This window comes from Pseudoduganella sp. GW821-FHT12E03, from assembly GCF_058807115.1.
Map to the genome: position 1 here is coordinate 268396 of NZ_JBXAQJ010000007.1, position 13376 is coordinate 281771.

Consider the following 13376-nt stretch of genomic DNA (forward strand, 5'->3'; position numbering starts at 1 on the left):
CACACGATTACTTCTTGTCAGCCGCCGCCAGCTGGCGGTTCTGCTCATCGAGCCACTTCTTCAGCGGTGCGAAATAATCCACCAGTGCCTGGCCATCGATACGGTCTTCACCGGAGATGGCTTTCAGGGCTTCCGGCCATGGCTTGCTGGCGCCCATTTCCAGCATCTTCTGGAACTTGGCGCCGGCCTTTTCGTTGCCATAGATCGAGCAGCGGTGCAGCGGGCCGGTATAACCCGCTTCCTTGCACAGGGCGCGGTGGAACTGGAACTGCAGCATGTGGGCCAGGAAGTAGCGCGCGTACGGCACGTCCGCCGCCACGTGATACTTGGCGCCGGCGTCAAAGCCATTGGCGGTGATGCCGCCCGGACGGGACATGCCCATGTACTGTTCGCGCAACTGCCACCAGGTCTTGTCGTAGTCGGCCGGCTGCACCTTGCCGGCATAGACGTCCCAGCGCCACTTGTCGACCATGTAGGCGAACGGCAGGAACGCGACTTTTGCCAGCGCGCGCTGCATCAGTTCGGACACGTCGTCGCCGGCTTGCTGGTTTTGCTCCATCAGGCCGATTTTCTTCAGGTAATCCGGCGTGATCGACAGCGCCACGGTGTCGCCGATGGCTTCATGGAAGCCGTCATTGGCGCCGCCCTGGAACAGGAACGATTGCTTGTTGTAGGCCAGGTCGTAATAGATGTGGCCCAGCTCGTGGTGGATGACCTTGAATTCCTCGTCGGTCGGGCGGATGCACATCTTGATGCGCACGTCGTCCTTGCCGTCCATGGTCCAGGCCGAGGCGTGGCACACCACTTCACGGTCGCGCGGCTTGGTCAGCAGCGAACGCTCATAGAACGAGTCCGGCAGCTTGCGCATGCCCAGCGACGTGTAGAACTTTTCCGCATACTGCGTCATCTGCTTGGCGTCGGTCTTGCGCTCTTCCAGCACCTTGGTCAAGTCATAGTTGCCGGCATTGGCGGCAGGCTTCAGCAGCGGGTAAATGTTTTCCCAGCTCTGGCTCCACATGTTGCCGAACAGATGGGCCGGGATCGGGCCGGTGGCCGGCACCACGTCCGGGCCGTAAGCCTGGCGCAGCTTGTGGCGGGTATAGGTGTGCAGCGAGTCGTACAGCGGCTTGACCTGTTGCCAGATGCGTTCCATCTCGGCGGCAAAGGCGTCCGGCGCCATGTCGTACTGGGAGCGCCACAGCGCGCCGGTGTCGGCAAAGCCCATTTCACGCGCGCCCTTGTTGGACAGCGCCACGTAATCGACGTACATCTGTTTGTAGGCCGGCGATTGCGCATGCCAGCCGGTCCAGATTTCCTTCAGCTTGGCCGGATCGCGGCTTGTGGCCAGGGTTTTTTCCAGTTCGCCCAGCGGCATGCATTCCTGGCCTGGCGGGCAGTATTTGCCTTTGCCATAGGCCGCGTTCAGCGACGCCTGCTTGGCGGCGTAGGCTTCACGCTCTTTCGGGTCCGGCAGCATCAGGGTCAGCTGCAGGAACTTCAGCTTGCGCGCGTAATCGTCTTTCAGCTTCAGGCCGTTGTAGCGGCGCGCCGCCAGGGCGGCTTCGCCGGACAGCGACAGCTGCTTCTCGCCGAAGTACGTGGCCAGCGCTTCCGTGTCGTCGGTAATGAAGTTCTGCGCCACCCACTGCGCGCGGGCGCCGTCGAGGTTCAGTTTTTCCATCTTCGCTTCCGTCTCGTTGAGGAAGCGTTCCGCTTCCGCCACGGTCGGCTTGCCGGCCTTGCTTGTAGCGGCCGGTTTCGTCGCGTTCGCCGCTTCGGCGGCATGGGCAACTTGGAAAGCGCCCATGGCCACCATCACGGCGATCGGGAGAGCTTTCTGGTACAGGGGTTTGGTCACCGCGGTCTCCTTATGGTTTTATGAAGCGCGTAATATACACCGGCCCCTGCAGAATTCCCTCTTGAAAATAGTTCAGTGTTACAAATGCCGTGTTTCTTCCGGCGCGTTCCACCAATTATTGTGCCGCCCGTCCGAGTATTTGACGGGCGCATTGGCCAGTTCGTCGGGTGTCGCGTCATCCAGGCAAGAGACTTGTATCGCGACGTAGTCGCCGCCGATCTGTTCCACGTAGCCGCGCCCGAATGAACGCACGCCGCAGGTGCGGCAAAACAGGTGGTGGCCGCTTTTCGTGGCGAACTGGTAGTCCGACAGCGTGTTTTCATCGCTCAGCAAGCGGAAAGCATCTGGCTTGATGGTGACGCTCCAGTTGCGGGTTTTTTGGCAGATCGAGCAATTGCATTTGCCGGTGCCGGCAGCCAGGTCGATATCCGCCTCAAAGCGCACCGCGCCGCAGTGGCAACTGCCATGGTAGGTTTTCAGCACATTGGTCTCCTCGGGTGGGTGAGAGCGCCAGTGTAGCCAAATCCATTGCGGTTGGCGCACGGGTGCGGCGCCAGCGGATACCCCGTCAGATTGCGCCCAGAAGCGCAAACAGCAGCCCCGCCGCACTGGCAGCCCCGGTGCAGGGACGCAAGGTGCGTGGCGCATAGGTCAACTGCAGCATCACGGCCGGCGCCGTCACCGCCAGCGCGCCGATCCACAGCAGTACACCCTGCGCCACGCCGGCATGGCGCATGGCGGCAGCCAGCGCCACCAGCCAGCACGCCACGGCGCCAAGCCGCAGTGCAATGCGTAATCGCGGCGAGCGCGGCACTTTGTACGCCACCAGCGCCGCATGGTGGCGCGCCATCGACTGGCTCATGGCGCTCAGTCCCGTGTAGGCAAGGGCAAATATGGCCAATGCATTCATTTCGCAGCCTCCCGCATGGCCGACAGTGGCGCCAGCGTTTCCGGTTTGCGTTTTGGCTTGCGTCCCAGCCGCACTGCGGCCACTGCCAGCAATGCGCCAAGCGCCAGTACCGTCATATCGAACGCCGCCACGGACAGTGGGGCGTTATGCATGAACAGCACGGACAGTGCATGGGTGGAAGTCGTGACGGCATTCAGGAGCGGCAAGCCGCCCAGCAGTAGCGCGCCGCCCGCCAGTTGCCAGCGCCACATCGCGCGGCCCGGGCGCCATTGCGCCAGCAGCAGGGCGGCGCCCCAGGCGGCAAAGAACACGGCCACTTCACGGTCGGCGCGCTGCGCCAGGTCCAGCGGCAACAGGCGATTGGCCCAGAAGTACGCGCCGTAAGCAATCGGCAAACCCGCGATGCAGCCGATGTTCAGCCCATGCACCAGGCGCGCGCCAAAGCCGCTTTGGCGCTGGCGCTTGGCGGCCCACAGCAGCGCGCCGGTCGCCACCATCGCGGTTCCCGCCAGGCCGGAAATAAAGAACAGCCAGCGCAGCAGCGGTTCCGCAAAGCGTGCAATGTGCAAGCCATACAGCACGCCGTGCGTGGCCAGCGCGCCGCTTGTGTTGTCGCCGCTGCTTGCCAACAGTGCTCCGCTGGCGCCGTCGAATTGCATGGCCGGCTGCTTGTTCGACAGGTCACCCCCCGCCGCGCGCGTGACGGAAATGCGGGCGTTGACGTCGTTCGGATTGGCGATGCCAATGGTGCCGGCCGCGCGGCCGTGCCAGTGGCGTTGCGCCTGTTCCAGGATCGGGCCGATCGGCGCCAGCGGCGCCTGGACGCCGGCCGCCTTGGCCGGCTTGCCGACGCTGGGGTAGATATCGGACAGCAGCGCGCCTTTATCGTCCTTGTAGACGGCCTGTCCGGCGGACGGCATGTACATGAACATCAAGGTCACCAGCCCCGTGTACGTGATCATCAGGTGGAAGGGCAGGGCAAACACACCGACGGCGTTGTGCGCATCTTGCCATGAACGCGCGCCTTTGCCGGGGCGGAACGTGAAGAAGTCGCGGAAGATGCGGCGGTGGATGATGACGCCGGACACCAGCGACACCAGCAGCGCCATCGCGCACAGGCCGGCGATCCAGCGGCCCGTTTGCGGCGGCACGTAATACAGGTCGAAGTGCAGGGGGCTGAGGAAGGCGCCGGCGTGGGTATCGCGCGCGGCTGGCAATTCCGCAGCCGTGGCGGGATCGATCAGCGCGGTATTGAGTTTGCCATCCGGCCCGCTCCAGGTGGCGCGGAGATAGGGCGTGCGCTCGGTGGGCAGGGTGACGAACCAGTGTTTGGCCTGCGCGGCGCGCTGCTGCAGCACCCGCACGGCGGCTTCGCCGGCTTGCGTGGCGGACGCCGGCCGCATGGCGGCGCCGTGCAGTTCCGGTTTCATCCACAGGTTGACCTCATCGCGGAAATAGCTGGCGGTGCCGGACGTGAACATCAACAGCAGCAGCCAGCACACCAGCAAACCGGCCCAGGTATGCAGCGATGCCATGCGAAGGCGGAACGAACCGTTCATGCCAACCCCCTGGCGGCCAGCGCCATCGCCACGGCGGGCAGCAGCAATTCCGCCCACGCGCGCCACGCGCTGGGCGTGGCAAAGGCGCGCAGCGCGGCGGCGGCATACAGCGCAAAGGACAGCAGGGTGGCCGTCACGACGGCGTCGGTGCGCGGCAAGGGCAGGCATACCGCCAGCAAGGCGGCCGCCGCAGCGGCAAAGGCATAACCGCCGGCAATCGCCGCGCAGGTGCGCGACGCGGCAGTGAAGAGAGGGGAACGCGGCATAGTATTCATTAGCTAGTCATGCCGCGGATTCTAGCGAGGGGTAGTCAGAACAGCAACGGGCAGCGCTGGCTGCCCGTGTGATGTTGCAAAACAACCTCGCTTAGTGGTCGAGGCGGCGCTGCTTGCCGGTACCGTAAGCAGCATCGTCGTCATCGCGCGGCAAGCGCTGGTGACGGTCGGTCTCGCCGATGGCGCCGCCGTTGGCTTTCTCATCGGCTTTTTCCGATGTGCGGTGGCGGCGGTTGGCGTCTCCGCTGCTGTGGGCAGGCTGAGGTTTCTTCGAGTCAACCATGGCATTTCCCTCGTGTAGATCAAGGTACGGAAAGCTTAACGCGAGCCGGTAGTATGCCATGTCGGAATGGGGACTGGTGTGGTGTAGGAACCTTCCTGTCCTCCGCTTTTTGTTGACTAATGGAAATAATTCACCGCCCCAATAAAAACTCCAGCGGCGTCGCCAGCCGCGCCGCCCACGATTTCTCGCTGTGGTCGGTGCCCGGATACGCCTTGCTGAGGAAGTGCTGGTCGTCGTAGCCGCGTTCGCGCACCAGGATATTGGCAAACGCCTGGTGCACGCCGTAATGTGAATCGACGCCCTGGTCGCCGTGGTCCATGTAGATGCGATGGGTCTTCGGGTCTGGCAGCTTCGCCTGCATGTAATTGAAGAAGCCCAGCGGCATCACGGCGTTTTGCGGGCCGGCGCCGGGCCAGTGCGTCGAGACGCAGCCCGCCGCGCCAAACACGTCCGGGTATTCGCTGATCGCGTACAGCGAAATCAGGCCGCCCATGGAAGAGCCCATGATGGCGGTGTCATCGCGGCCGGTGCGCGTGGCGTATTTCTTGTCGATCGCGGGTTTCAGTTCCTGCACCAGGAAGCGCAGGTAATCATCGGCGCGCGGCTTGTTGCCGAGCGCGCGTTCATTGATGATCTTGCGCGCCTCGGCCGGCATGAAGTCCAGCGCCTTTTGCGGGAAGTATTCGGGATGGCGGTATTTTTCACTGTTCCATACGCCGACCACGATGGTGTCTGGCACCTTGCCTTCGCGGATCAGCTTGCCCAGCACTTCATCGACTTGCCATTCCTGCTTGTTCCAGGTGGTGGCCGCGTCGAACAGCATCTGGCCATCGTGCATGTACAAGACCTTGTAGCGCTTGTCCTTGGCGGTGGCATCGTAGCCGGCGGGCAGCCATACATCGACATGGCGCGCATCGATGAAGCGCGACGGGAATTGTTCCAGCCGTTCGATCCGGCCGGAATCGACTTTCAGCGCTTCAGCCGCATAGGAGGGCAGGGCCGCCAGCAGGGCGGCCGACAGCAATAAAGGTTTCAGCATCGGCATGTCTCCGTTACAGGGTGATGGCGATCGCGGCATTGGCGCGCTTGCCCATGCCGATATCGATGGTGAGATGGCGCGTCTTCGCGTCCCACACGGATTTCGCCGGCTGGCCATCGACCAGCACGCGCGCAGGTTTTGCCGCAATGTTATGCACGGTCAGCGCCACGCTGCGCTCCACCCGCTGGTAGTGCGCCCCGGTTTCCGACGCCACGCCGATCGCCAGTTCCTTGCCCTTCAAGGCGCTGGTGAAGCGCACGATTTCATACCGCCCCTTGGCATACGCGTCCGGCGTCGCGCCATCGTCGTCATACAGCTTGCCGTGACCGGCCGTGATGGCGGCGTCGTGCCAGTAGTGCAGGTCGAGCTTGCGGGTCGAGTAGTCGCGCGTGCTTTGCACCGGCTGCACCATTGGAATAAAGGCGCCGCCGCGCACGAACACGGGGATATGGTCCAGCGTCACCGGCACCACGGCCGTGATGCCGCCGTCGTAACGGCGGCCGCTATGGAAATCAAACCACGCCGCGCTGGTGGCCGGCAACGTCACTTCCTTGCGGCGCGCGCCCGGCTCGGTGATGGGCGCGACCAGGAAGTCGCGGCCCCACAGGTAAGACGCGGCATTGGTGCGGGCGTTCTCGTTGCCCGGTTCTTCGAACAGCATGGAACGCATCAGCGGCGCGCCGGTCTGGCTGTTGTCGAAGGCGGCCGTGTAGTTATACGGCAGCAGGCTGTAACGCAGGCGGATCGCGGCGCGCGCCAGGTTTTTCGTGGCTTCCTCGCGGAACACGGGTTCCGACGCGACTTCCTGCTGCGCGTGGGGACGGAACATCGGCTGGAATACGCCATATTGCAGCCAGCGCGTATACAACTCATCGTCCAGGTAGGCATTGGCAAAGCCGCCCAGGTCCGAGTGCATGTAGCCGATGCCCTGCATGCCCATTTGCAGCGCGATTTCCGGCTGCGACTTCAAGCCGCCCCAGCTTCGGTCGACGTCACCCGACCATGGGATCAGGCCGAAACGCTGCGAACCGGAGTAGCCGGCGCGCATCAGGATGAACGGACGCTCGTTGGGGAAGTCCTTGCGGTAGCCTTCATGGATCAGGCGCGCCCAGTCATGGCCATAAATATTGTGGACCTGGTCGGCGCCGAGCGCGCCGTTGGCGCCATGGCGCACCCACGACGGATGCACTTCCGGCTCGCCCAGGTCGCCCCACCATCCGGCCACGCCATATTCGTTGCGCAGGTTTTTATAAATGTTCCAGAACCAGTCGCGTCCTTCCGCCTTGTACAGGTCGACGATGCCGGTGTTGCCGAAGTAAAAATCATACTTGGCCGGCGCGCCTTGGCCATCGGTGGCCAGGGCTTTGCGGTCCACGGCTTCCTGCCATTTGGACGACGAGGTCAGGACGAACGGTTCCGTGATCAGCACGGTCTTCACGCCTTGCGCCGCGAAGTCGGCCACCATTTTCTTAGGCGTCGGGAAGTTATCCTTGTCCCACGCCAGGTTGCCCATGGTGCCCTTGATGTCCTTGCCGAACCAGTACAGGTCGAACACGATGGCGTCGACCGGGATTTTCTCCGCCTTGAACTTGTTGACCACGTCGCGCGCTTCCTGCTCGCTGTGGTAGCCGAAGCGGCTGGCGAAATTGCCGAAGGCCCAGCGCGGCGGCAGCGGCTGGCGGCCCGTCAGGCTGGTGTAGCTGGCGACGATCTCGTCCCAGTTGTCGCCCGCGATGACCTGGTACGTCTTGCGCCCGCTGATGGTTTCATAGGCCAGTGTGTTGTCTTTCTTGCTGTCGAAATCCAGGTGGCCGATGGCGGCGTTATCGAAGTGCAGCGCATACAGCTTCGACGACATGGCGATCGGCAGGGTGAAGTTCAACAGTTCCGAGCGGTCCCCGTAGCCGTAGTGCGCGCGGTTATAGAGCGTGAAACGGTTGCCGCGGCGGTTCATGCCGGTGGCGCGGGCGCCGGCGCCATACAGCGCTTCGTCCTTGTCCAATTCGAAGTTAATGGTTTCCGCGCCGTCCTTTTTCACATAGCCCTGCTTTTCCGCCACCAGTGACTTGCCCTTGTATGCATACGCGATGCGGAACGGCGCCTTGGTGATGGTGACGGTGACGCCGCCGGTTTCATAGGTCAGTTGCTTGCCGTCGTCCTTCAGCGCGGCGGCCTGGTTGGCCGGCGCCAGCACCACCGCGTGCGATGCGGGATCAAACGCTTCGCCTTTCGGCACGAAAGTCGTTTCCAGGATCTGCGGTGTATAGGAGCGGATCAGGTAAGCGCCATCGGAGGTGGCGACTTCCAGGCGGCCATTGTTGATGGCGGCCGACTCAAAGGTGCGGCCTTGCTGGGCCATGGCTGGCGGGGTGGCAATCAGGAGCAGCAGCAAGGGGAAGTGCGGGGCAAAGCGGGCAGGGAATGTCATATGGTTTCAGCGGCTGGGTGGGCGTTTATAAATATAACGTGGCCATTGTAATCCTGGCTGGCCGGAAAAACACGATTTTATGTTGTTCGACTACATTTTTGTATATTTGTACATAATTTGCGGGGAATTTTGCCATTGACACCCCTAAATCAGCATGTTACTTTACTACAAATCGTATTCTTATAAGCGGGGACAGGCAGCATGCAAACGACTTCCACCAAGCCCAGGCTGACGTTCTGGCAACTCTGGAACATGAGCTTCGGCTTTTTCGGCATCCAGTTCGGTTTTGCGCTGCAAAACACGAACACCAGCCGTATTTTCTCCACCCTTGGCGCGGGCCTGGAAGACTTGCCGCTGTTCTGGCTGGCTGCGCCGGTCACGGGCTTGCTGGTGCAGCCGGTGATTGGCTACCTGAGCGACAACACTTGGCATCCGCGCTGGGGCCGCCGCCGTCCGTTCTTCTTCATTGGCGCCGTGCTGGCCGCCATTGCCCTGTTCCTGCTGCCTAACTGTACCGCGCTGTGGGCGGCGTTTGCCGTGCTGTGGATGATGGATGCGTCGATCAACGTGTCGATGGAACCGTTCCGCGCCTTTGTCGGCGACAAGCTCGATGAATCGCAGCAGACCACCGGCTTTGCCATGCAAACCTTCTTCATTGGCTGCGGCGCCGTGATTGCCTCGCTGCTGCCGGCCATCTTTGCCGACATCGTCGGCGTCTCCAATGTACCGGTCAATGGTTCGATTCCGGACACCGTGCGCTATTCATTCTATGTCGGCGGCGCGGCATATGCGATTGCCGTGTTGTGGACCACCTTCACCACCACGGAAATCCCGCCGGACGACCTGGAAAAATTCCGCGCAGAGCGCCAGTTGGGCGTCGGCCACGCGCTGACGGAAATCGTTGGCGGCTTGTTCCGTATGCCGAAGACCATGGTGCAGCTGGCGTTCGTCCAATTCTTCACGTGGATCGCGCTGTTCGCCATGTGGATCTACACCACGGGCGCCGTGGCCGACAATGTGTTCGGCACCACCGATGCGCAATCGGCGGCGTACCAGGAAGCGGGCAACTGGATCGGCAAGATGTTTGCCGTCTACAGCGGCGTGTCGGCGCTGGCCGCCTTCATCCTGCCGGTCTTCGCCCGCTACACCAGCCGCCGTTTCGTGCACATGGTGTGCCTGATCATCGGCGGCGTTTCCTTGATGAGCATCATGTACATCCACAGCATCAACATGCTGATGGTGCCGATGATCGGCGTCGGCATTGCCTGGGCTTCGATCCTGACCATGCCGTACGCGATCCTGGCGGCGGTGCTGCCGGCGCACCGCATGGGCTTCTACATGGGCGTCTTCAATTTCTTCATCGTACTCCCGCAAATTGCCTCCGGCTTGCTGCTGGGCTATGTCACCAAGCACTTCTTCAACGGCCATGCGGCCAGCACGCTGGCGCTGGGCGGCGCCTGCATGATCATCGGCGGCCTGCTGTCGCTGCTGGTGCGCGAACCGCTGGCGCGCCGCAGCGCCATGCCGGAAGCGTTGCAACAAGCCTCGTAATTTCTCCTGCAATGGCGGCGCCCACCGGGACGCCGCTACGCCTGCAAACATGCTAAAAAGGCAGCACGCCGCCGGGTGTTAAGCACCGGCGGCAACCTACACTTACGCGGAGTTGAGCATGGCGATCCAGACGGTTGCAACCCGGCCCATTGCGGGCCAAAAACCCGGTACTTCCGGTTTGCGGAAGAAAACGGCGGTATTTTGCCAGCCGCATTACCTTGAAAATTTCGTGCAAAGCGTGTTCGACACGCTCGGTGACGATCCTGACCACACCCCTGGCAAAACGCTGGTGCTGGGCGGCGATGGCCGCTACCACAACCGTGCGGCGATCCAGACGATTTTAAAAATGGCGGCGGCGCATGGCTATGCGGCCGTGCTGGTGGGGCAGGGCGGCATCCTGTCGACCCCGGCCGCCAGTTGCGTGATCCGCAAGCGCGGCGCGGCCGGCGGCCTGATCCTGTCGGCCAGCCATAATCCCGGCGGCGCGGACGGCGACTTTGGCATCAAGTACAACATCGCGGCGGGCGGCCCGGCGCCGGAAAGCGTGACCGACGCGATTTACAAGCGGACGGAAAGCATCACGCAATACCGCATCAGCGATGCGCCGGACATCGATATCGACAGCATCGGTATCCATGAGCTGGACGGCATGCGGGTGGAAGTGATCGACCCGGTGGCCGACTATGCGGAACTGATGGCGCGCCTGTTCGACTTCGATGCGATCCGCCAGCTGTTTGCACGCGGTTTCACGATGCGCTTTGACGGCATGCACGCGGTATCCGGCCCGTATGCCAAGGCGATCCTGGAAGGCATGCTGGGCGCGCCGCAAGGCACCGTCATCAATGGCGTGCCGCTGGAAGATTTCGGCGGCGGTCACCCGGACCCGAACCCGGTCAATGCCGCTGAACTGATCGCGCTGATGGCGCGGCCCGATGCGTCGGATTTTGGCGCCGCTTCCGATGGCGATGGCGACCGCAACATGATCGTGGGCCGCAAGTTCGACGTGACGCCATCGGACAGCCTGGCCGTGCTGGCCGCCAACGCCACCGTGGCGCCGGGCTACCGCGCCGGACTGCAAGGCATCGCCCGCTCGATGCCGACCTCGCGCGCGGCCGACAAGGTGGCGCAGGCGCTGGGCATCCCATGCCATGAAACCCCGACCGGCTGGAAGTATTTCGGTACCCTGCTGGACGCGGGCATGGCGACCTTGTGCGGTGAAGAAAGCTATGGCACCGGGTCGAACCATGTGCGGGAAAAAGATGGCGTATGGGCCGTGCTGTTCTGGCTGAACCTGCTGGCCGCCAGCGGCAACAGCGTGGAAGAAATCGTGGCCGCGCACTGGACCCGCTTTGGCCGCCACTATTATTCGCGCCACGACTATGAAGCGATCGATGCGGCCGCGGCGAACTTGCTGATGGACGATTTGCGCATCAAGCTGCCCGCCCTGGCCGGCCAAAACCTGAATGGCCATACGGTGGAAGTGGCCGACGATTTTTCGTACACCGATCCGGTCGATGGCTCGACCGCGCACCAGCAGGGCATCCGCATCGTCATGACCGATGGTTCGCGCATCGTGTTCCGCCTGTCCGGCACCGGTACCGAAGGCGCCACCCTGCGCGTGTATTTCGAATTATATGAACCCGACCCGGCGCGGCAGCGCCGGCCGGTACAGCAAGCGCTGGCGTCGCTGATTGCGGCGGCCGACAGCGTTGCTTCCATTACCCTGCAGACCGGGCGTTCCAGCCCGTCCGTCATTACATAAACCAATAGAAAGGTAGTTTATGAAGCGTACTCCCATCGCCCTGTCCCTGGCCTTGCTGCTGGGCGCCGCCATTGCCGGTCCCGCAGTGGCGGCCGCGCCGGCAAAGACCGCGGCGGCCAAGCCATTCCTGTGGGAGAACGCAACGGTGTACTTCCTGGTGACGGACCGCTTCCAGAACGGCGACAAGCGCAATGACCTGGCCTATGGCCGCAAGGCCGATGCGGCGCCGCTGCGCGGCTACATGGGCGGTGACTTGAAAGGCGTGACGGAGAAAATCAAGGCCGGCTATTTCGACAGCCTGGGCATCGATGTGCTGTGGCTGACGCCCCCCGTGGAACAGGCGCATGGCAGCACCGATGAGGGCACGGGCCGTTCGTATGGCTTCCATGGCTACTGGACGCACGACTGGACGTCGGTCGATGGCAACCTCGGCACGGAACAGGATTTCCGTGACATGGTGGACGCGGCCCATGCGCGCGGCATGCGCGTGCTGCTCGATGTCGTGATGAACCATACTGAACCTTCGGCCGCCGCCGCGCCGGGGACCTGGCCTGCGGACTGGGTGCGCATGGAACCGGCCTGCACGTTCAAAAGCCTGGCCACCAATGTGGATTGCACATTGGTGCCCGGCTTGAATGATGTGCTCACCAACAGCAACGCCAACGTGGCGCTGCCGGCGTTCTTAACGGCGAAGTGGAAGGCCGAAGGGCGCTATGAGCGGGAAGTGACGGAACTGGACGAATTCTTTGCCCGCACCGGCTTCCCGCGCGCACCGCGCTACTACCTGATGAAGTGGCATGCGGACTGGGTGCGCAAGTTCGGCATCGACGGCTTCCGCGCCGACACCATCAAGCACGTCGAACCGTCGGTGTGGAAGGAGTTGCGCACGGTGGCGGAGGCCGCCCATGATGGCTGGAAGCGTGCGAATCCCGCCAAGGTGCTGGGCGACGGCAAGTTCTTCATGGTGGGCGAGCTCTATGGCTACAACATCGCCCATGGCCGCCAGTTTGATCTGGGCAGTGGCGACAAGGTGGATTACTACCAGTACGGATTCGACAGCCTGATCAACTTCGGCCTGGTGTGGGATGCGAAGCACGATTATGAAACGCTGTTCAGCAAATATGACGCGGCGCTGCGCGGCCCGCTGGCGGGCCTCTCGGTCATGAATTACACCGCGTCGCACGATGACGGCTATCCGTTCGACCCGGCGCGCGTCAAGCCACTGGAAACCGCGACCAAGCTGTTGCTGGCGCCGGGCGCCGCGCAAATCTATTACGGCGATGAGACCTCGCGCCTGTTGAACTGGAGCGATGCGCAGGGCGACGCCAAGTTGCGTTCCTATATGAACTGGGACGAGCTGGCAAAGAACGCGCGGCGCGAAGGCCACAAGATTGCCGACGTGCGCGCGCACTACAGCAAGCTGGGCCTGTTCCGCAGCGCGCACCCGGCGGTTGGCGCGGGCGTTCACGAAAAGATCGCCGATGGCCCCTACACGTTTAAACGCACCTACGAGAAAAACGGTATCAGCGATAAGGTCGTGGTGGCGCTCGATGTGCCGGCCGATGCCAACGCCACCATCAAGGTGGGTGGCGCCTTTGCCGATGGCGTGACGGTGAAGGATTACTATTCGGGCGCCAGCGCCGTGGTGAAAAACGGCGCCGTGACCTTGCGCGTCAAAGGCGGCGTGGCGCTGATCGCGAAGTAAGTCCGA

11 protein-coding genes are annotated in these 13376 nt (G+C 63.0%); 3 read left to right on the top strand and 8 right to left on the bottom strand.

Features of this window, described 5'->3' with window-relative positions; translation table 11 throughout:
- Positions 1 to 7 precede the first annotated feature (7 nt).
- From AC1RRC_RS19285 to AC1RRC_RS19320, 8 genes are all read right to left on the bottom strand, one after another.
- A complete protein-coding gene (locus AC1RRC_RS19285) occupies positions 8 to 1858 on the bottom strand; it encodes a M2 family metallopeptidase (protein ID WP_493057141.1) in 1851 nt (616 codons plus the stop codon).
- Between the two features lie 78 nt (positions 1859 to 1936).
- Positions 1937 to 2341, bottom strand: a complete 405-nt coding sequence (locus AC1RRC_RS19290) for a GFA family protein (RefSeq protein WP_493057142.1) — start codon at positions 2339 to 2341, stop codon at positions 1937 to 1939.
- Positions 2342 to 2426: 85 nt separating this feature from the next.
- Positions 2427 to 2768, bottom strand: coding sequence for a DUF3325 domain-containing protein (locus tag AC1RRC_RS19295; protein WP_493057143.1), 342 nt, complete (start codon positions 2766 to 2768; stop codon positions 2427 to 2429).
- On the bottom strand, positions 2765 to 4327 hold the full coding sequence (locus AC1RRC_RS19300) for a PepSY-associated TM helix domain-containing protein (RefSeq protein WP_493057144.1): 1563 nt from the start codon (positions 4325 to 4327) through the stop codon (positions 2765 to 2767). Before AC1RRC_RS19300 ends, AC1RRC_RS19295 begins: the two co-directional genes overlap by 4 nt.
- Positions 4324 to 4602 carry a DUF3649 domain-containing protein gene (locus AC1RRC_RS19305; protein ID WP_493057145.1) on the bottom strand — a complete coding sequence of 93 codons (279 nt, stop codon included), beginning with the start codon at positions 4600 to 4602 and terminating at the stop codon, positions 4324 to 4326. Before AC1RRC_RS19305 ends, AC1RRC_RS19300 begins: the two co-directional genes overlap by 4 nt.
- A gap of 91 nt (positions 4603 to 4693) precedes the next feature.
- Complete coding sequence (locus AC1RRC_RS19310) at positions 4694 to 4885, bottom strand: hypothetical protein (RefSeq protein ID WP_493057146.1); 192 nt, start codon at positions 4883 to 4885, stop codon at positions 4694 to 4696.
- A gap of 130 nt (positions 4886 to 5015) precedes the next feature.
- Positions 5016 to 5924: an alpha/beta hydrolase gene (locus AC1RRC_RS19315; RefSeq protein ID WP_493057147.1), complete on the bottom strand. Its 909-nt coding sequence runs from the start codon at positions 5922 to 5924 to the stop codon at positions 5016 to 5018.
- Between the two features lie 13 nt (positions 5925 to 5937).
- Positions 5938 to 8352, bottom strand: coding sequence for a glycoside hydrolase family 31 protein (locus AC1RRC_RS19320; protein WP_493057148.1), 2415 nt, complete (start codon positions 8350 to 8352; stop codon positions 5938 to 5940).
- Positions 8353 to 8553: 201 nt separating this feature from the next.
- On the opposite strand from AC1RRC_RS19320, the gene AC1RRC_RS19325 reads away from it, so the two are divergent.
- From AC1RRC_RS19325 to AC1RRC_RS19335, 3 genes are all read left to right on the top strand, one after another.
- On the top strand, positions 8554 to 9903 hold the full coding sequence (locus AC1RRC_RS19325; protein WP_493057149.1) for an MFS transporter: 1350 nt from the start codon (positions 8554 to 8556) through the stop codon (positions 9901 to 9903).
- Between the two features lie 118 nt (positions 9904 to 10021).
- Entirely contained in the window at positions 10022 to 11665 is a 1644-nt protein-coding gene (locus AC1RRC_RS19330) for an alpha-D-glucose phosphate-specific phosphoglucomutase (protein ID WP_493057150.1), read from the top strand.
- Between the two features lie 19 nt (positions 11666 to 11684).
- Positions 11685 to 13370: an alpha-amylase family glycosyl hydrolase gene (locus AC1RRC_RS19335; protein WP_493057151.1), complete on the top strand. Its 1686-nt coding sequence runs from the start codon at positions 11685 to 11687 to the stop codon at positions 13368 to 13370.
- Positions 13371 to 13376: the final 6 nt, after the last annotated feature.